At 70.5% G+C, this 19,561-nt stretch carries 17 protein-coding genes; 15 read left to right on the top strand and 2 right to left on the bottom strand.

Going from position 1 to position 19,561, the window contains the following annotated elements; genetic code table 11:
- Window positions 1–22: 22 nt before the first annotated feature.
- Window positions 23–991 carry an AurF N-oxygenase family protein gene (locus OG432_RS03360; RefSeq protein WP_328307535.1) on the top strand — a complete coding sequence of 323 codons (969 nt, stop codon included), beginning with the start codon at window positions 23–25 and terminating at the stop codon, window positions 989–991.
- Between the two features lie 127 nt (window positions 992–1,118).
- A complete protein-coding gene (locus tag OG432_RS03355; protein WP_328307533.1) occupies window positions 1,119–2,729 on the top strand; it encodes an FAD-dependent oxidoreductase in 1,611 nt (536 codons plus the stop codon).
- An 89-nt stretch (window positions 2,730–2,818) separates the two neighbouring features.
- Here OG432_RS03355 and OG432_RS03350 read toward each other — a convergent pair whose 3' ends face one another.
- Window positions 2,819–3,508, bottom strand: coding sequence for a TetR/AcrR family transcriptional regulator (locus tag OG432_RS03350; RefSeq protein ID WP_328307530.1), 690 nt, complete (start codon window positions 3,506–3,508; stop codon window positions 2,819–2,821).
- Between the two features lie 84 nt (window positions 3,509–3,592).
- On the opposite strand from OG432_RS03350, the gene OG432_RS03345 reads away from it, so the two are divergent.
- The 13 genes from OG432_RS03345 to OG432_RS03285 all read left to right on the top strand — a co-directional run bounded on the left by OG432_RS03345 (window position 3,593) and on the right by OG432_RS03285 (window position 18,061).
- Complete coding sequence (locus OG432_RS03345; RefSeq protein WP_328307528.1) at window positions 3,593–4,204, top strand: class I SAM-dependent methyltransferase; 612 nt, start codon at window positions 3,593–3,595, stop codon at window positions 4,202–4,204.
- Between the two features lie 678 nt (window positions 4,205–4,882).
- Window positions 4,883–7,642, top strand: coding sequence for a KGGVGR-motif variant AAA ATPase (locus OG432_RS03340; protein ID WP_328307526.1), 2,760 nt, complete (start codon window positions 4,883–4,885; stop codon window positions 7,640–7,642).
- Between the two features lie 338 nt (window positions 7,643–7,980).
- Entirely contained in the window at window positions 7,981–8,658 is a 678-nt protein-coding gene (locus tag OG432_RS03335; RefSeq protein WP_328307524.1) for a DNA polymerase ligase N-terminal domain-containing protein, read from the top strand.
- A complete protein-coding gene (gene ligD, locus OG432_RS03330; protein WP_328307522.1) occupies window positions 8,655–9,665 on the top strand; it encodes a non-homologous end-joining DNA ligase in 1,011 nt (336 codons plus the stop codon). Before OG432_RS03335 ends, ligD begins: the two co-directional genes overlap by 4 nt.
- Complete coding sequence (locus tag OG432_RS03325; protein ID WP_328307520.1) at window positions 9,662–10,303, top strand: endonuclease; 642 nt, start codon at window positions 9,662–9,664, stop codon at window positions 10,301–10,303. The genes ligD and OG432_RS03325 overlap by 4 nt, the downstream gene beginning before the upstream one ends.
- A gap of 189 nt (window positions 10,304–10,492) precedes the next feature.
- Window positions 10,493–10,930, top strand: a complete 438-nt coding sequence (locus tag OG432_RS03320) for an ATP-binding protein (RefSeq protein ID WP_328314982.1) — start codon at window positions 10,493–10,495, stop codon at window positions 10,928–10,930.
- A 266-nt stretch (window positions 10,931–11,196) separates the two neighbouring features.
- Window positions 11,197–12,048, top strand: coding sequence for an STAS domain-containing protein (locus tag OG432_RS03315; protein WP_328307518.1), 852 nt, complete (start codon window positions 11,197–11,199; stop codon window positions 12,046–12,048).
- A complete protein-coding gene (locus OG432_RS03310) occupies window positions 12,045–12,416 on the top strand; it encodes an STAS domain-containing protein (RefSeq protein WP_328307516.1) in 372 nt (123 codons plus the stop codon). Before OG432_RS03315 ends, OG432_RS03310 begins: the two co-directional genes overlap by 4 nt.
- Complete coding sequence (locus OG432_RS03305) at window positions 12,413–12,835, top strand: ATP-binding protein (protein ID WP_328307514.1); 423 nt, start codon at window positions 12,413–12,415, stop codon at window positions 12,833–12,835. The genes OG432_RS03310 and OG432_RS03305 overlap by 4 nt, the downstream gene beginning before the upstream one ends.
- Window positions 12,823–13,887: an ATP-binding SpoIIE family protein phosphatase gene (locus OG432_RS03300; protein WP_328307512.1), complete on the top strand. Its 1,065-nt coding sequence runs from the start codon at window positions 12,823–12,825 to the stop codon at window positions 13,885–13,887. The genes OG432_RS03305 and OG432_RS03300 overlap by 13 nt, the downstream gene beginning before the upstream one ends.
- A gap of 21 nt (window positions 13,888–13,908) precedes the next feature.
- Window positions 13,909–15,354 carry an ATP-binding protein gene (locus OG432_RS03295; RefSeq protein WP_328307510.1) on the top strand — a complete coding sequence of 482 codons (1,446 nt, stop codon included), beginning with the start codon at window positions 13,909–13,911 and terminating at the stop codon, window positions 15,352–15,354.
- Window positions 15,351–16,955 (top strand): fused response regulator/phosphatase, encoded by a 1,605-nt coding sequence (locus tag OG432_RS03290; protein ID WP_328307508.1) that lies wholly within the window; start codon window positions 15,351–15,353, stop codon window positions 16,953–16,955. The genes OG432_RS03295 and OG432_RS03290 overlap by 4 nt, the downstream gene beginning before the upstream one ends.
- 347 nt (window positions 16,956–17,302) lie before the next feature.
- Complete coding sequence (locus OG432_RS03285; RefSeq protein ID WP_328314981.1) at window positions 17,303–18,061, top strand: DUF1206 domain-containing protein; 759 nt, start codon at window positions 17,303–17,305, stop codon at window positions 18,059–18,061.
- A gap of 42 nt (window positions 18,062–18,103) precedes the next feature.
- On the opposite strand, the gene OG432_RS03280 is transcribed toward OG432_RS03285, so the two are convergent.
- On the bottom strand, window positions 18,104–19,546 hold the full coding sequence (locus OG432_RS03280) for an aminopeptidase P family protein (protein ID WP_328307506.1): 1,443 nt from the start codon (window positions 19,544–19,546) through the stop codon (window positions 18,104–18,106).
- Between the last annotated feature and the right edge of the window lie 15 nt (window positions 19,547–19,561).

The following is a 19,561-nucleotide window of genomic DNA, read 5'->3' as shown; positions in this document are numbered from 1 at the left end:
CACCAGACAAGCGAGGACGACGATGACCGCGCACCTGACCAGGAAGGCCTACGACGAGCGCCTGCGGACCCTGTCCGAGGGCTCCGTCAACGTCCACTTCAACGCGTTCACCGACATCGCATGGGACGACCCCGCGTTCGCGGTGGACCCGAGCGACCCGCGCTGGGTCCTCACCTCGGCGGACGCGCTCGGCGCCCACCCCTGGTACCAGGAGCAGCCGCTGGAGACGCGGATCCGGATCGGGATCTGGCGCTGGGCCGTGATCGCCAAGGTGGGCATGCAGTTCGAGAACCTGCTGATGCGCGGAGCGCTGGACTACGTCTACCAACTGGGCAACCGGAACCAGGAGTTCAGGTACCTCACCCACGAGGTCACCGAAGAGACCCACCACACCCAGATGTTCCAGGAACTGGTCAACCGCACCGGCGTGGACACCGCCGGCGGAAAGCGCTGGTTCCGTCAACTCAGCCGTGTGCTGCCCCTGTTCGGCTCCCTCTATCCCGAGGCGTTCTTCACCGGCATCCTCGCCGGGGAGGAGCCCATCGACCATCTGCAGAAGGGGGCCCTGCGCAGCGGGGAACCGGTGCATCCCCTGCCGCAGCGGATCATGCAGATCCACATAGCGGAGGAAGCCCGCCACATCTCCTTCGCGCACGAGTTCCTGCGCCTGCGCGTCCCGCGCTTCGGCAAGGCCCGCCGCGGCGCCCTGTCCGTGCTCTTCCCGCTGATCATGCGCAGCCTGTGCGACGTCATCATGATCCCCGACCGGAAGTCCGCGGAGCAGGTCGGCATCCCGGCCTGGGTGATCAAGGACGTCTTCTGGAAGTCCGAGGCCGGCCGGACGATGCTGCACGAGCTCTTCTCCGACGTACGGATGCTCGCCGAGGACATCGGCCTGATGAACAGGGCGTCCCGCCCGCTGTGGAGGGCCCTGCGCATCGACGGCCGCCCCGCACGCTTCCGCGGCGAGCCGGCCCCGCTCACCGACTGAAGCCCCGCAGGCCCTCGCGCCGACCCCGCCTTCCCCGACCGCCCGAATGCCTGAACTCCTCGACCCCCCACCCCCCGAACGCCCGAATGTCTGAAGCCCTGAACGCCCGAACGGAGACCAGCCCGCCGTGCCGTACGTCGTCACCCGATCCTGCTGCGCCGACGCCTCCTGCGTGCTGGCCTGCCCGGTCAACTGCATCCACCCCGCGCCGAGCGAGCCGGGCTTCGGGACCACGGAGATGCTGTACGTCGATCCGCGTACCTGCGTGGACTGCGGTGCCTGCACGACGGCCTGCCCGGTGGACGCCCTCAAACCGCACACGGCGCTGGCCCAGGCGGAGTTGCCGTTCCTTGAGCTGAACGCCTCGTACTACAAGGAGAACGCGCACGCCGACCGGGCCCCCATGTACGTGGTGCCGCGTCAACGCCGCATTCCCGAGGGCGAGTTGTCCGTCGCGGTCGTCGGCGCCGGACCGGCCGGGCTCTTCGCGGCCGACGAGCTGCTGCGCCATCCGGGCGTGCGCGTCACCGTCTACGACCGGCTGCCCACCCCGTACGGTCTCGCGCGGGCCGGAGTCGCGCCGGACCATCAGGACACCAAGCGGGTCACGGAGCTGTTCGGGGCCATCGAGGCGCAGGCCGCCTTCAGCTACCGCCTCGGGGTCGAGGTCGGCACCGACATCACCCACGCCGACCTGCTGCGCGAGCACCACGCGGTGATCTACGCGGTCGGCGCCGCGACCGACAAGCGTCTCGGGATCGAGGGCGAGGACCTGGCCGGCAGTCTCTGCGCGACGGACTTCGTCGCCTGGTACAACGGCCACCCCGACCGCGCGCACGACGGCCACGACCTCGGCTGCGAACGCGCGGTCGTCATCGGCAACGGCAACGTCGCCCTCGACATCGCCCGCGTCCTCACCGCCGACCCCGAAGCCCTGGCCCGTACCGACATTTCCGACCGCGCGCTCTCCGCGCTGCGCACCAGCAAGGTGCGTGAGGTCGTCCTCCTCGGCCGCCGCGGACCCGCGCAGGCCGCGTTCACCGTGCCCGAACTCCTCGCGCTCGGCGCCCTGGAGGACGTGGACGTGTGCGTCGAGGGCTGGCCCGAGGGCCTGGCACCCGATGCCACCGACAAGACGCGGCTGCTGGCGGAGCTGGCCGCCCGCGCGCCGGTCGAAGGCCGCCGCCGTATCGTGCTGCGCTTCCTCACGGGCCCGGTGCGGATCGTCGGGGACGGCTCCGTACGCGGGGTCGAGGTCACCGCCACCACGCTGGGCACCGACGACGACGGCACCGTGCGCGCCCGGCCCACCGGCGACATCAGCACCCTGGATGCCGGCCTCGTGCTGCGCTCCATCGGCTACCGGGCCCGTCCCGTCCCGGACCTGCCCTTCGACGAGCACACCGCGACGGTCCCGCACGAGTCCGGACGGGTCGAGCCCGGCGTCTACGTCGCGGGCTGGATCAAGCGGGGTCCGACGGGCTTCATCGGAACGAACAAGACCTGCGCCCACGAGACGGTCGCCTCCCTCCTGGACGACTTCGCCGACGGCCGCCTCGCCCGGCCGGTGTCCACCGTGGGTACGGCCGGGAACGCCCTGGGCCTGGAGGCCTGGCGTGCGATCGACCGCGTGGAGCGCGCGGCGGGCGAGGCCCAGGGGCGTCCCCGCGTCAAACTCACGGACACGGAGTCCCTGCACCGCGCCGCGGCACGAGCGGTTCCGGCGGTACGCGGCTGACGGCCCCGGCAGGTTCGACCCCACCGGTTGGCGCGGGGCCACAACAGGACGTCACCGCAGGACGCCCACCCGGCGGTGCCGGAGCCCGGTCAGCGCGGCTCCAGATCCGACACGCGCTGTTGCGGCGACAGGTGCACGCCCAGCTCCCGCAGCGTCGCGTCGAGGATCGCCCAGACCGAGCGGCACAACATCGCGCGCAGCTCCTCCTCGGTCTGCTCACGCCGCTCGTCGTGCGCCCACTGGTTGACCGCGGTGTCCACGAAACCCACGATGCCGACCGCGACCGAACGGATCGGCGCCTGCGGCACCCCGAGCGCCTTGAGTACGTCCCCGAACCGCTCGCTGAGCATCAGGGCGATGGCCGTCTTGGTGTCGGCCACCAGCGAGCCGTCCCCCATCGCATGCTCCGCGACGCCCATGTAGGCGTACAGGCGCGGGTGTTGGGCCACCCAGTCCAGGTGCGCGCCCACCACCCGGTGCACGGCGTCCTCGACGGTCCCCTCGAAGGTGAGGGTGGGCTCCATGCGGCGCATGAACGAATCCACGACCCGCCGGCGGATCAACTCGTCCAGCGTGGCGCGGTCCTTGAAGTGCCGGTAGAGCACGGAGCGAGGCAATCCCACCCGCTCGGCCAGCCGCTGCACGCGAAAGCGCGTGCCCTCCTCCTCGATGAGGGCGACGGCCGCGTCCACCAAGTCGACCTGGCGCTGCGCCTTGTGCTCGTCCCACCGGGTGGAGCGACCGTCGATCTGCGGCTCTCCGCCGGTTCTTTCCGCCACCTCGTCAGGATATCGGACCGGCTCGGCGGGCCCATGGGGCCGGGGGCGACGGCCGGGCCCCCCCGACGATCTACAGTCGGCGTCATGAGTCGTTGGCAGGATCTGACCGGTGGAACGTCCGGGGCCGAGTACGCGTCGCGCTTCGAGGCGCTGGCCCGCGGCGGAAAGGACGTGCACGGCGAGGCGGCGTTCTGCGCGGCCCTGGTGCCGGCGGGGGCCCGGGTGCTCGACGCCGGGTGCGGCACCGGGCGGGTCATGATCCGGCTCGCCGAGCTCGGGTACGACTGCGTCGGCGTCGACCTGGACGCCTCGATGCTGGACGTGGCACGGGAGCGGGCGCCTCGACTGCCCTGGTTCCGGACCGATCTGGCCGCCTTCGATCCCGCCGAGCTCGGTGTCGCCGCCGACTTCGACCTCGTCGTCGCCGCGGGGAACGTCCTGCCGCTGGTCACGCCGGGCACGGAAGCCACGGTGCTTCAGCGCCTGACCGCGGCCCTGCGCTCGGGCGGCCTGCTGGTCGCGGGCTTCGGCCTCGACACCGCCCACCTGCCCGTGCCGCCGGCCCTCACGCTCGCGCAGTACGACGCCCACTGCGCCGCCGCCGGCCTCACCCCCGTGGCCCGCTTCGCCACGTGGGACGCGGCGCCCTACGAGGACGGCGGCTACGCCGTCAGCGTCCATCGCCGCGACGGCTGAGCCGAGGTCACGGCGACGGCAGTCGACCGCGGGAGGCCGGTGTGAGATTCGCGCAGCGGACTGTTCACGGCTCTTGCGCCACTTCCTGGGCCGTGCAGCCGCCGCGCGCCGTCGGCCCGCGGCTCTGCCGACGCCTTGGACGCGGTCGCTTGTTCGTCTCCGGCGTCTTCATTCTGCCTTGCACGGGCGTCTTTTGGCCGCTTGATCGTATTGATGCCGCGCCATGCGGTCACGATGCGATGATGTGACGCATGGTGCTTCACGTGGGGGCGCACGCTCTCCGAAAGCGGCGGGGGCAGTTGCGGGACAGCGCGGGCCGGTTGGCTGACGGCGGGGACACAGTCACGTCGTGCCTCCTGCTCTTCTATGCGGCGGAGTGTGCTCTCAAGGAGAGGGTGCTCGTACGCAAGGGCCTCCGGGACACATCGCATCTCGAGCCGACGCATGATCTCTGGAAGCTGGCCAGGGACCTCGGGCTTCCGCGGCGCCTGGGCGCGGCACTGAGAGGGATGCAGAACTGTCGAGCGGCGGGGCAGCCCGGAGTGGACGTAGCTCTCGCCGACTTGCATCAAGCCTGGCGTTATGGTGTGAAACTGCACGTAGAGGACGAAAAGAAAGCCCGTGACCTGCTGGACGAACTCATCTCATGGTGCGAGCAGGACTAAGGGGCGTCGAGTCGTGGCGGAACCGGGAAAGCTGGAGATCATGGACAGCGGAATCATGCCTCCTGGCCACCTCTTCAGCTGGGTGGACGTGGATGAGCACCTGACCAGACTGGCATTGGCGGGCGAGTGGCCCGACTGGCTCGTTGCCGCGGACGGCTGGTGGGACTGTCTGGAACTGATCACCAAGAGCGGCATCGCGCCGGAAGAAGTGAAGCGCTGGCTGGACGCGGTGTTCGGCACCGGGTCGGCTGGGTGGGTCGATGGCGCGCTGTTGCTCGGTCTCGACGATCCGCGTACCACCGATTTCACCGGACTGCGGGTCGAGCTCACCGTGGACCCTGAGCAGCCCGGTACGCAGAGGAGGCGCGTGCCGTTGCTTCGTGAGAAGCACATCACGCGCGAACTGGCAGAACCCCTTCACCGGCCTGAGGCGCCGACCTTCGTCGATGACGTGCAGCTCATGGCATTCCACTCCTTCAAGGGGGGCGTCGGGCGCACGGTGCACGCGGTCGCCGTGGCCGACAGGCTGGCGCGCAATGGTGGCAGGGTTCTGCTCGTCGATGCCGACCTGGAGGCTCCGGGGATCACCTGGATGCACAAGGAGCAAGGGGGGCAGTGCGACTTCACCTACGAGGACTTCATCACTCTCCTGCAGGGTGATGAGAACGACGACTCGACGACAGCGGTCGACATCGCCGCGGCCTACCTTCCCAACCAGCAGGCCGGCCACTACGCGAGTGGCGGGAGTATCACGGTGATGCCCTCAAGTCGCCGTGTAACTCTGACTCCGCCCCGCATCGAGCCCGCTGATCTCCTCTCACCCGGGCGACCCACGTACTTCGTGACCGAAGCACTGGCAGCGCTGGGGGCGCGTCTCGGAGTGGACACCGTGGTCGTCGACCTCCGGGCGGGCGCTTCCGAACTCTCTGCCCCGGTACTTCTCGACCCCAGGGTTCAGCGTGTATTCGTGACCACGCTGAGCCATCAGTCGCTTGCCGGTACAGAGCTGATGGTTCGTCAACTTGGCGGGAAGGCGCCCACCCTCCAAGGCGCCGACCCTGCTACCGCGATCATCATTACCCAGTACCGGATGGACACCCACACCGCCCAGGCCGATGCCGCGTGCGACTCCCTGGCGGCGGCTCTTAGGGCCGCACTTCACGGACCGGTGGCGGCAGCGGACGGGGACGACACCGGAACCGTGGACGCGGCGCTGCTTGCCCAGCCCGTACTCAGCCTGTTCAGAGAAGAGCTCCTTGCGCTTCCTTCCTCGTGGGACGCCGTGCTCGAGGTGATCGCGGCGTGTGGAGTCGCCGACGGGCTCGAATCACTTCTTCCGGCCCCGGCGCTCCGAGGAGCGAGTGGACCTGTGTCCGGCGCGGGGCCGGAAGCGGAGGCGGACTACGCACAGTTGCGGAGCAAGCTGGCACGAACCGCAGGCAACCTCGTCTACGCGGAACAGAGCGGGCTCTCCTCGGCCGGTGGCTTCCTCGTGACGGAACCGCTCCGCCGTCTACTGGCCGACCACCGTACTGAGCTTCCGCAGGCTCTAGTGGTGGGGGCGAAGGGGGCAGGCAAGACGTTCATGTACGCAAAGGCTTGTGCGGCACGCACGTGGCAGACCTTCGCGGCGCAGTCTGGGGTTGGAGGCGTGACGGTAGAGGCCCCCGTCGTGCCTGTCCTGGAGTCGGCGAATTTGGAGTCCGCGGATTTCGAACCCCAGGACCTCCGTGACACCTTCGCGGCTGCCCACGGAGACGTGCCGCGTCTGGACGTCACCGCGTCCAGCATCGCGGACAGACTGAAGGCCGGCCTCGGTCAGCTCGGCGGCCAAGAGGAACTCGGCTGGCGGAGCCTCTGGCTCGAATGTCTCGCCATGGCCTGCGGGTTGGAGGTATCCGAGCAGCGGAGCTCCGAAGAGGCGTTGATCGATCTTGGCCGAAGGGCCAAAGCGGTATTCGTGATCGACGGCCTGGAGGACCTTCTGCAAAACCTCGACAGCGATACGAAACGCACGGCGTTGAGGGTCCTGCTGATCGACGTCCTGGGGTGGCTCCGTTCGCTGCGGGGTCGGCCCTTCGGGCTCGTGGTTTTCGTCCGACGTGATCTGGTCACCGGGGCGGTCCGGCAGAACAGCGGACAGCTCCTTGGCAGGTTCGACCACTACGCCCTTCACTGGAGCAAAGAAGAGGCACTGCGTCTCGCCCTGTGGGTGACCGCACATGCCGGAGCACTGACCGAACCCGTGCCTCTGTCCGAGATCACCGATCTGTCGGAGGACGAGCTGATCAACAGTCTCATCCAGGTGTGGGGCTGGAAGATGGGCAGCGAGAAGTCACGCGAGGCGCGCTCTCATCTGTGGGTGCCTGCGGCCCTCGGGGACTTCAACGGCCAGGTGCAGGCTCGGGACGTCGTCATGTTCCTCGCGACGGCAGCGAAGAACTCTGAGCAGTACAACGAGACTGTGGACGACCGCGTGCTCGTCCCCACCGCCATGCGCAAGGCGTTGCTCCAGTGCAGCAGAAACAAGATCGTTTCAGTAGGGGAGGAGGATAAGGAAATTGGCAGGCTACTGGCCCACATGCAAGGACTCGGTCACTCCGTCCTGGTCCCGTTCGAACTCGAACAGGTCGAGCTGACCGTCGCGGAGGCAGACCTGCTGATCGAATCCGGTGTCTTCAGCAAGGGGTCGGACGGGCGGTACTGGGTGCCGGAGATCTATCGGCACGGCCTTGGGTTCAACAGTGAGCGCCGCGCCAGGGTGCTCTGGTAGACGGCTGGCGCAGGTTCGAGATGGGCGTGCGGGTGTCTGGGGTCCCCGGCCTGAGGTCGGCGACCCCTCATCCGCCGTGGGTTGGCACTTCTGCCGTGGAACGGACGGCCTCAGTCCGTCGTGGCGGCCTCGTCCAGTCCTCACCCGGCAGGGTGACCACGGCGTCCTGATGCCCCGGGCACCGCGCCGGGCCATGATGAGACACGACGGGACGGGCATCACCGTGCGACACAGGCAGGCACCACCGTGGGACGCGGGGCGCGCATGACCGGTGGGGTCCCGGGCACCGCGTTCGCGCGCGCCCGGCCGCCGTGCCGCCCGGACAGGAGGAGGTCGCCATGGGTGAGGAGGACGACCTGCGGACCTACCGCGGGAAGCGCCACTTCGACAGGACGAGCGAACCGCGCGGCAGCGGCGCCGCCGACGCCGGACCACCAACCGCTCAGGGCGATCCCTCGTTCGTGGTGCAGATCCACGACGCGAGCTCCCTGCACCTCGACTTCCGTCTGGAGGTCGACGGCGTACTGAAGTCCTGGTCGGTGCCCAAGGGCCCGTCCACCGACCCGCGTGACAAGAGGCTCGCCCTTCCCACCGAGGACCACCCCCTGGACTACCAGGACTTCGAGGGCGTGATCCCGCGGGGCGAATACGGTGGCGGGACCGTCATCGTGTGGGACCGCGGCACGTACCGGCCCACCAGCCACGACAAGCGCGACCGGCCAGTGCCCTTCGGGCAGGCCCTGGAGCACGGGCACGCCACGTTCGTCCTGCACGGCGAGAAGCTCCGCGGACAGTACGCGCTGACCCGCTTCCACGGACGCGAGGAAGAGCGCCACGGCCCGGCCGCCAAGCCGCCGTGGCTCCTGGTGCGGACCGGCTCGGGCCGCGGCGCCGCCCACGGCGGCACCCCCGATCCCCGGCGGGCCCGTTCGGTACGCAGCGGTCGCACACTGCGCCAGATGGCCGAGGATCCGGACGCCGAGACCTGGAACCCGGGAAGCGGTGGCGGGCGGTGACGGGCCCGCTGGACGCGCTGGCGCCCGACCTCGTGGCGCGCACCGCGCGGGCGGCACCCGGCATCGAACTGGCGGAGTCCCCCATGCTGGCCACCCTCAGTGACCGACGCGACTTTCCCTCCGGCTGGGTCTTCGAGCGCAAACTGGACGGCATCCGGGTCCTCGCGGTACGGGAAGCGGGAAGGGTCACCCTCAGATCGCGCTCGGGACGGCGGCTCGACGCCACCTATCCGGAGATCGTCGAGGCCCTCGCCCAGCAGGACTGCGCGGACTTCACGATCGACGGCGAAATCGTGGCGTACGCACACGGCAGAACGGACTTCGCGCGCCTCCAGCAGCGCATGGGGCTGACCCGGCCCGCGGACGTCGCGGCGAGCGACGTGGCCGTCACCTACTACGCCTTCGACCTTCTGCGCCTGGACGGCGTCGACGTGCGACGTCTGCCGCTGCGCACCCGTAAGGCCCTGTTGCGCCGCACCATGACGTTCGCGGCGCCGCTGCGCTTCACCGCCCACCGCAACGAGGGCGGTTCCGCGCTGCTGGAAGACGCGTGCCGGCGCGGCTGGGAGGGGCTCATCGCCAAGCGGGCCGACAGCACGTACCAGGCCCGCCGCTCCGGCGACTGGCTCAAGCTGAAATGTGCCCGCGGTCAGGAGTTCGTCGTGGGCGGCTTCACCGAGCCCGCGGGCAGCCGTGAGGGCATCGGCGCCCTCCTCATCGGTTATTACGCGGACGGGCTGCTGCGCTACGCGGGCAAGGTGGGCACCGGATTCGACCGCCGCGCCCTGCTCCGCCTGCGGCACGAACTCGACGAACTGCGGGACGCCGACTGCCCCTTCGCGGACCGTCCGGCGCAGCGCGCCGCGCACTGGGTGCGCCCGCGGCTCGTGGCGCAGATCGCCTTCACGGAGTGGACACGTGACGGTCTGCTGCGCCATCCCCGCTACCAGGGCCTGCGGGACGACAAGGATCCCGCCGGCATCGTGAGGGAGCATCCGGAGCGATGAGCGACCACGCGCAGGTGATGCGGACCTTGCTGCGCCGGCACGCACGGACGTACGCGGCCGAGGCCGGTATCCGGCTCAAGAACACCCCCCAGCCGCTGTACCGGACGCTGGTCCTCGCCGATCTGCTCAGCGCGCGGATCCGGGCCTCCGTGGCGGTCGCGACGTCCAGGGCACTGCACGAGGCCGGGCTGCGCGATCCGCGCCGCATGGCCGACGCGACGTGGCAGCAGCGCGTCGACGCGCTCGGGGAGGGTGGCTACCGGCGCTACGACGAACGCACCGCCACCCAACTCGGGGACGGAGCGCGGCTGTTGCTCGACGAGTGGAGCGGAGACCTGCGCAACCTGCGCGAGGAGGCGGACGGTGACGCCGGCGAACTGAGCGCCCTGTTGCGGCGCACCCCGGGACTCGGGCCCACCGGGGTCACCATCTTCCTGCGCGAGGTCCAGGACGTCTGGCCGGAGTTCGCGCCCTTCCTGGACGCGAAGGCCGTCGAGGGCGCCGAACGGCTCGGCCTGCCCCGGGACTGCGCCGCGCTGATCCGTCTCGCCGGGGACACCCCGCGCGCGGAACTGGCGGCGGCGCTCGTGCGCGCCGCGCTGGACCGCAAGGTGGTGGAGGACTGCCTCGCTCGGTGAGCTTGATGCCGGCGTATCGGCCGTATCGGCTCGGCCGTACCGGCGGGCTGGACGGCTCCGGCGCAGGCACGGCCCGGTGCCAGGGTGTGGCGGAGTCATTCGTGGGTACGCGGGGGAGAGCTGAGCACAGGGGGAACGGGGGATGGCGTTGTGGATCCAAGAGTGTGCGATGACGCGGTCCGGCGCGTAATGCCGGACCGGCCGATATGGTCGGCGGGCACGTTCGGTGGCGATGAGCCCATCGCGGCGGCCCGCGACCTCGCACGTCGCTTCCTGGCGGATGTGCAGGCCGTTCACGGCATCCCGGTGTCGTCCCGCGTGATGGGAACCGTCCAGCTGGTGGTGAGCGAGCTGGTGACGAACGCCTACAAATACGCGCCGGGCCCTTGCCTGCTCGACCTGCAGGTGAGGGAGGGCATGGTCGAGGTCAGCGTCTGGGACAGCGAGTCGTCCCTTCCCATGGCCCGCCCCGTGGACCCCGGGCGGGTGGGCCAGCACGGCCTTGAGATCGTGATGGGCGTGTGCCGCAGTTTCGAGGTCCGTCGGGAGCCGGTCGGCAAGCGCGTCACGATCAAGATCGCCCTGACCGACGACCCCGGTGGTGATCCGGCCGGCGTCGCTACCTGACCCTCCGGGGCGAACGCCCAGTGGGCGCGTACGGACGGTGAAACGCGTGGGCGATAGGGCCGAATCCGGTTCACCCCGGCTTCGCGTGGGACAGGCAGGCACGGGGCCGCCCCGGCTCTTCGCGCCGCCGCTTTGCCGTCCGGCTTTCGCGGGTGCCACCCCCTACGGGGGACCAGGCAATAGGCCGACACTGCGCACTTCAACGGTGCCGTAGGCTGCACGGGTCAACGCTGACGCGAACATATGAATGCCGAAGGAGCACCTGAATGGTGAAGCGAGACAGCGCCGTGGACCTGGTGGGGATCCTCTCGGTAGAGGACAAGGACCTGGCCTCGTCGTGGGTTCGCGAGGTATCGGGAACGCTCGGCAGACGCATGGGCAAGGCCGAACTGGAACGTGAACTGCGGGAGTTGTACGAGGCTCTGGTGGAGGCGTTGCGCCAGGGCGCCGTCGATGTCCACTCCGAGCAGATGTCGGAGGTGCGTGCCCTGCTGACCGAGCTCTCGCGCAACAGGGCGCGGCAGGGTTTCTCGCCGAGTGAGACCGCCGTCAGCGTCTTCGCCCTGAAGCGCGTGCTCGAACCGCTCCTCGAGGACGGCTCCGCCGACGTGGTGCGGGCCTATCTGCAGCTCGGGCGCATCCTGGACGGGTTGGGCCTGTTCACCATCGAGACGTACACGCAGACGCGCGACGAGCTCATCTCCGCGCAGGCGGAGCAGCTGCTGGAGCTGTCGACGCCGGTGGTGCGCCTGTGGGACGGGGTCATCGCCGTGCCCCTGGTCGGCACGCTGGACTCGGCGCGCACCCAGGTGGTCATGGAGAAGCTCCTCCAGGCGCTCGTGGACACCGGATCCGAGCAGGCGATCATCGACATCACCGGTGTGCCCGCCGTGGACACCCAAGTCGCCCAGCACCTGCTGAAGACGATCGTCGCCGCCCGTCTGATGGGCGCCGAGTGCACGGTGTCCGGCATCAGCCCGCAGATCGCGCAGACCATCGTCGCCCTGGGCATCGAGTTCGACGGCATCGTGACGAAGGCGAGCCTGGCCGATGCCCTGAAGCTGGCCCTGCGCCGGTCGGGCGTCGACCTGGTCGCCCATCAGGGCGGACAGCGATGAGTGACCGCATTCCGATCCTCCGGATCGGAGACACGCTGATCGTGTCCGTGCAATTCGACCTGGAGGACCAGACGGTACTGAACCTCCAGGAGGACCTGGCGGACCAGATCGTGGCGAGGTCGGCCACGGGCGTCATCATCGACATCGGCGCGCTGGAGATCGTCGACTCGTTCGTGGGACGCATGCTGGCGACCATCGCCTCCATTTCACGCGTGCTCGACGCCCGGACCGTGGTCGTGGGCATGCGCCCGGCCGTGGCCATCACCCTCGTCGAGCTGGGCCTCTCGCTCGGCGGGGTCAGCACGGCCCTGAACCTGGAGAAGGGGCTGGCGAAGCTGAGCCAGCCAGCCAGTTCGGGCTTGCGGTGACCGCCCCGTGGGCGGCGGGGGAGGAGCCACGCGTCTACTCGATCGAGCGCAGTGGTGATCTCGTACAGATCCGCCAGGCCATCAGGGCACTGTCCCAGGAGTGCCGGCTGTCGTTGGTCGACCAGACGAAGATGATCACCGCGGCGAGCGAGCTCGCACGCAACACGCTGATCTACGGCGGCGGCGGCACGGTCACGGCGGGCGCCGTGAGCCGGGCGGGCAAACGCGGCGTGGGCGCCATATTCGAGGACTCCGGCCCCGGAATCCCCGATGTCGAGCAGGCCATGACGGACGGCTGGACGTCCGGAGGCGGGCTCGGGCTCGGACTCAGCGGGGCCCGCAGGCTGGTCGACGACTTCGCTCTGGACACCGCTCCGGGCGACGGCACGACCATCACCATCATCAAATGGGTGCGATGAACAACACGAAGATTCTGACCTCCGAGGACGTGGCCTGGTTCCGTGACGGCGCGTCGCTCGCGGCGGCCGCACGCGGAGCGGCCGCCGCGCTGGCCAGACGCATCGGCCTGAACGCCCACCGTGCGGCGGAAGTCGCGCTCGCCGTCACCGAAGCGGCCACCAATGTGCACCGGCATGCCGTGGACGGGGCGCTCCTGCTCCGGGTGATACGTGAGGACGACGGCGAAGCCGGTGTCGAGTTCCTCACCGTCGATTCGGGGCCCGGCATGACAGACGTGTCCGCGGCCCTCGCCGACGGGGCGTCCAGCGCCGGCACCCTCGGAATCGGCCTCGGAGCGGTCTCGCGGCTCGCGGACCACTTCGACCTGCACTCCCTTCCCGGCCGGGGGACCGTCATGGCCGCCCAGTTCTGGCCCCGCTCCGTGGACGGCAGGGCGGTTGTCGCCTCGCCCGGTTCCTCGCTCGCCGCGGGGGTCACGAGGCCCATCAGCGGAGAGAGCGTGTGCGGGGACGCGTGGGCGGTGCGCAGCGTCGACACCGGGGGCGGGAAGCCCGTCGTCCTGGTCATGATGTGTGACGGCCTGGGCCACGGGCCCCTCGCGGCCCGCGCGAGTTCCGCCGCTGTCAAGGCGTTCGAGTCCACCACCGAGTCGAGCCCGGAAGGGATCCTCAACGCCGTACACCGCGCTCTCCAGGGGACCCGCGGCGGCGCGGCCGCCGTGGCCCGGATCGAGCCCGAAGCCGGCCGGGTGCTGTACTGCGGCATCGGCAACGTCAGCGGCTTCCTCGTGGGTGACGACGGGCGCAGGGCCCTGCTGTCGGCTCCCGGCATCGTCGGCGCGCAGATGCGGCGCCTGCGAACCTTCGAGGAGCCGCTGCCCGGCTACGGTGCCCTGGTCATGCACTCCGACGGGCTGACCGAGCGATGGGATCCGGGGAAGATGCCCGGACTGCTGCACCACTCGCCGCTCGTCACGGCGGGCCAACTGCTGCGCGAAGCGGCAGTGCGGCGCGACGACGCCAGCGTCGTCGTCGTCAAGGGGGACTGGTGAGCGACGAGGGGCGGGGCGAGCATGGCAGCCGACGCGTTTGAGCCGGGCCGCCACGCCGCCGTGCTCCAGCCCGGCCGTAGCACTCCAGCCCCAACGGCATCCTTCGCCCTGACCTCGGCCCAGGACGTTTTCGGCCTGCGCCGCAGCGCCCAACAAGCGGCCGCGGTGCTGGGTTTGGACCGACAGGACCAGGTCCGGCTGGCCACCGCCCTGAGCGAACTCGGACGCGACCGCCTCGCCTGCACCGGCCTCGAAGTCTCCTTCGGCCTGGACCAGACGGCGCAGCACGACGCCCTCGTCGTCACGTTCACCTGGGCCGACGGCCCTCCGCCCGGCCGGGACACCCTCGACCTGGTCCGCAAGCTCGTTCGGGTCGCCTACGAGGGGGAGGCCGCGCCCAGCCGTATCGTCATTACGCAGCCGCTCCCCCTGCAGGGCGCGAGCGGCGCCGAACAACGTGCCGGCCTGACCAGAGTGCTCCAGGCCGAAGCGCGTTCCACGGAGGCCGACGACCTGCGTGCCCAGACCCGGGACCTGATCGCCGCCTTGGAGGAGACACGCGCCCAGCGGGAGGAACTGCACCGGCTCAACGAAGAGCTGGAGGAAACCAACCGCGGCGTTCTCGCGCTGTACTCGGAGCTGACGCAGGAGCTCGAAGACACCAACAGCGGGGTGCTGGCGCTGCATTCGGAGCTGGAGGAGAAGCGCCGTCAGCTGCAGGAGGCGAGCGAGGCCAAGACGCGGTTCTGGACGAACATCAGCCACGAACTGCGCACCCCGGTCAACTCCGTGGTCGCCCTCTCGACCCTGCTCCTGGCACCCAGCTCGCCCCGGCTGACCGATGAGCAGCACGAGCAGGTCGGCCTCATCGCATCCAGCGGCCACACGCTGCTGTCGCTCGTCGGCGACCTGCTGGACGTCGCGAAGGCCGAGGCCGGACACGTCGAGATCCATCCCGAAAGGGTCGACCTGAGGCTGCTCGTCGGTCACCTCGGCAGTCTGGTCGTGAGCAGCCATGGCCACGACGGTCTCACGCTGGTCACGTCCGACCTCGAACAGCTGCCGCCGCTGGTCACCGACGAGACGTTGCTCGTGCGCATTCTGCGCAACCTCCTGACCAACGCGCTGAAGTTCACCGAGGCGGGCGAGGTACGCCTCGACATAGCCGCCGATCCCGCACCGTCGGGCCCCTCGGTGCTGTTCACCGTCAGCGACACGGGAGTCGGCATCCCGCCCGACGAGCTGGAACGGGTCTTCGAGGTGTTCTACCAGGTCCGGGGCCCGCACCAGAGCGGGCGGCCCGGCACCGGCCTGGGCCTGCCCTATGCCCGCACCCTCGCCGAGCTGCTCGGCGGCTCGCTCACGCTCACCAGCACCGTCGGTGTCGGCACCTGTGTCCGCCTGCGCCTGCCGGACCTCAGCCATACGAACCCCCCGTACCCGCACGCCAAAGGGGCAGGCCAGTGATCGACAGAGCCCCCGACGTCCGGCCCGCCACCGTTCTGGTCATCGACGACAACGAGACCAACCGCTACGTCCTCACGCGGTGGCTGCAGCGGGCCGGCCACGCCGTCCTCACGGCGGGCACGGGCGAACAGGGGCTCGCCCTACTCGACGGCACGTCCGCCGAACTCCCGGACATCGCGATCGTCGACGTCCGGCTTCCGGACATGAGCGGCTTCGAAGTCAGCGAACGCGTCAAGGCCGACCCGCTGACGGCCCACCTGCCCGTCATCCAGATCTCCGCCGCCGCCGTCAGCCCGGACGATCACGCGGAGGGGCTGCGCAGGGGAGCCGACGCCTATCTCGACCAGCCCATCGACCCGGGCGAGCTCCTCGCCACCGTCACCGCGACCCTGCGCTACGCCCGTGCACGCCAGCGCGCCGAACGACTGGCCCAGCGCCTCATCGCCCTCAACAGGGCGACGCTGGACGTCTACAGCGCCGTAGGGTTCCACTCGTTCGCCTCGGCGGCCACCGGCGGCGCCGCCACCGTCCTGACGTGCCCCGCCAGCGGGGTGTTCCTCTCGCCCCAGGCGCAGGCCGTGCACAGCATGATCGACGGCCCCCGGAGCGCGCTGCGTGTGCACCCCGCCCACCCCGACCTGCTGGATCAGCTGTCGGCCCATGGACTGCACGGGGGCACCGGGGTCACCATCGTGCGGATCCCGCAGGGGCACTGGCGAGCCCTGCTCCCCGGCGACCACCTCCGTGGGGATGTCGCTCTGGCACTGGCCCGCACCAAACGCGGTCGCCCGCCCATCTGTCTGGCGGTCCCCGCGGACGCCCTGCGGAGCGCCGACGACGAGCAGGTCTTCCAGCAACTGGCCAACGCCAGCGCACTCGCCCTCGAAGCCCTGCGCACCTACAACGAGGAACACGCGCTGGGCCTGGCCCTGCAGCGCTCGTTCCTGCCCAAGGAACTGCCCGAAGTGGCGGGCATCGACCTGGCCTTCCGCTATCTGCCCGCCTCCGAACACGCCGAAATCGGCGGCGACTTCTACGAGGCGGTGCACACCGACAACGGCCTGTTGCTCGCCATCGGCGACGTGGTCGGCCACTCGGTGACCGCCGCGACCGTCATGGGCGAAGTGCGCCACGCGCTGCGCGCCTATGCCATCGAGGGCCACTCGCCGCACCGCATCCTTGAACGTCTGGAGATATTGCTCGGCCACTCCCAGCCAGGCATCACCGTGACTCTCTGCCTCGTTCTGATCCCGCCCGGAGAGCGCCGGATGCACATCGCCAACGCCGGTCACATCCCCCCGCTGGTGATCGACCCGCGGACCGGCCCGCGCTTCCACACCGCGCACGGCCCGCTTCTGGGACTGGGCCTGAGCCATCCGCCGCCTTCGGTCCTGCCCGTCCCCCACGGCACACGCCTGCTCATGGTGACCGACGGCCTCGTGGAAGTGCGCAACGTCGGCCTCGATGTCACCCTCGCCGAGTTCCGTGACGCCGTCGCCGAAGGCCCCACCGACCTGGAGGAGATGTGCGATGTGCTGCTCGCGCGCTTCGGTCGGAACAAGGACGACGACATCGCCCTGATCACCGCGCTGTTCACCTGACCTGATCACCGCGCTGTTCACCTGGCGGGACAGTCCCCCTACGCAGGGTGGACGACGAGCGCGTCCGCCGGTTGATCGGGGGACGTCACCCACCGGTTGACCTTCGCGGGCGGGGGCACACTCGACGTGCACACAGGACCGGCGGTCCACGGCACGCGGCACCGCTTCCCGTGGGCGTCGTGGTCGTCGCACCGGCCGACCGTTTCGCGACACGCTACCGCAGGGCGCGTTCGGCCCCGAAGGAGGACATCGTGAGCTCGTCCCACGCACGTCATCAAGGAGCCGGAAGCAGGGCGTTGACGTCCGTGAACCGCAAGTTCGGCCGGCGCGGTGCCCAGAGGGAGACGCTGAGCGCGGCCGGACGGGCGGGATTCGTCGCCCGCGGCGTCGTGTACGTCCTGATCGGTGTGCTGGCCATCCGCATAGCCCTGGGCAGCGGCGGCCAGGCGGACCGGCAGGGCGCCCTCAACCAGGTCGCGGCGCAGCCCTTCGGGAAGGTGATGCTGTGGCTGCTCGTCGTCGGCTTCGGCTGCATGGCACTGTGGCGGGGCGCGCGGGCCGTGCTCACCAGAGGGCCGCACCGCAAGGCCGGTTCACGCGTCATGGACGGCGGCCGCGCCGTGTTCTACGCCTCCGTCTGCTGGGCCACCGCGACCTTCGCGACCGGCGACAGCCGCGGCTCCAACGGCAACGAGAAGTCGCGGGACTGGACGGCCACCGCCCTCAAGCTTTCCTTCGGCCGGTTCCTGGTGGGCGCGGCGGGCTGTGTCCTGATCGGCGTCGGCCTCACGCTCGCCGTGCGGGCCGCGATGCGACGCTTCCTGCGCCAGCTGGACACCGCCGCGATGAGCTCCCGTACGAAGATGGGGGTCACCGCGCTCGGCGTGGGCGGCGGGGCGGCCCGCGGCATCGTGTTCGCCGCCGCGGGGGTCTTCGTCCTGGTGGCCGCCGTCCGCTTCGATCCCAACCAGGCCAAGGGCATGGACGCGACCTTGCGCAGCCTCGCGGACACCCCCATGGGCCCCTGGCTCCTGCTCGCCGTCGCCCTCGGCCTGATCCTCTTCGGCGCCTTCTCCTTCGCCTCCGCACGCTGGCGCCGCCTGTAGCCGACCCCGGCCCGTCGCCGGGGCGCTCTCACCGCAGTGCTCTCATCGCAGCTCGCCCATCCACGCCTCGACCTCGTCGGCGCCGCGCGGCAGGCCCGACGACAGGCACTCGGCGCCGTCCGCCGTGATGAGGAAGTCGTCCTCGATGCGCACGCCGATGCCCCTCAGTTCCTCCGGGATCGTCAAGTCGTCGGGCTGGAAGTACAGTCCGGGCTCGACGGTGAGCACATGGCCCTCCTTGAGCACGCCCTGGGCGTACGTCCGGCTGCGGGCCGCGGCGCAGTCGTGGCAGTCGAGACCGAGCATGTGACCCGTGCCGCACACGGTGTACCTGCGGTACAGGGCGGGCTCGTGCGCGATCACGTCGCCGCCCGGCCGCAGCCCCCAGGCGTCGAGGCCTTCCACGATGACGCGCGTCGCGGCGTCGTGGAACGCGCCGTACCGCGCGCCGGGGTGCAACGCGGCGATCCCCGCGGACTGGGCGGCGAACACCAGGTCGTACACCCGGCGTTGCACATCGGTGAAGCGTCCACCGACCGGCAGAGTGCGGGTCACGTCCCCGGTGTAGAACGAGTCGGCCTCGACGCCCGCGTCGAGCAGCAGCAGCTCGCCCTCCCGCACCGGTCCGTCGTTGTGCATCCAGTGCAGTACGCACGCGTGCGCGCCGGCCGCCGCGATCGTCTCGAATCCCAGGCCGTAACCCTCCATCCGGGCGCGCCGGTTGAAGGTGCCCTCGACCCACCGCTCGCCCCGCTCCACGCGGGTGGCGTGCGGCAGTTCGGCGGCGACGTCGTGGAAGCCGGCCACCGTGTGCCGCACGGCCGCGCGCAGCTGCTCGATCTCCCACGCGTCCTTGACCAGCCGCAGCTCCGAGAGGAAGGCGAGCAGCTCTGTGTCGGCGGGCGCGGACGGCGCCACCAGGGCGTCGACCACGTGGTCCTCGCCCCGCAGGGCCCGCGTCGGCACACCGCCGGCGAGCGCCCGCTCCAAGTGGTCGCGGGAGACCGCCTCGATGCCGAGGGCGCAGGCGGTCTCCGCGAGCGTCCGGCGCCGGCCGACCCAGAACTCGCCGTGCCGGCGGTCGCTGTAGAGCTCGGCGCCGTGCGGGCCGGCGTCGCGGGGCGAGCGCGGCCGGACGAACAGGGTGACGTCGTGCCCGTGGGCCGTCGGCTCGAAGACGAGCACGCTGTCCGGCACCGCGTGCGTGCCCTGCTCGGCCGTGAGATGGATGTACGCGGAATGCGGCCGGAACGCGTAGTCGAAGTCGTTGCTGCGGGTCTTGGGGCCGCCGGAGGGAATGACGATCCGCTCGCCGGGGAACCGGTCGGAGAGCGCAGCGCGCCGTTCGGCCGCCCACGCGGCCCCCGGCACGGGTGGCGTCCGCAGCCCGGTCTCGGCCCACCCGTGCCGGAAGACCTCGGCCACCGCGTCCGGTACGTGACGATCGTGGCTGCGCAGTCCGCGCGAACCGTCCCGCTGTTCCATCGCTCTCGTCCCCTC

It is taken from the genome of Streptomyces sp. NBC_00442, assembly GCF_036014195.1.
In the GTDB taxonomy this organism is placed as follows: Bacteria; Actinomycetota; Actinomycetes; order Streptomycetales; family Streptomycetaceae; genus Streptomyces.
Note: the sequence above shows the minus strand (reverse complement) of the source record. Positions and strands in the feature narration are given on the sequence as shown.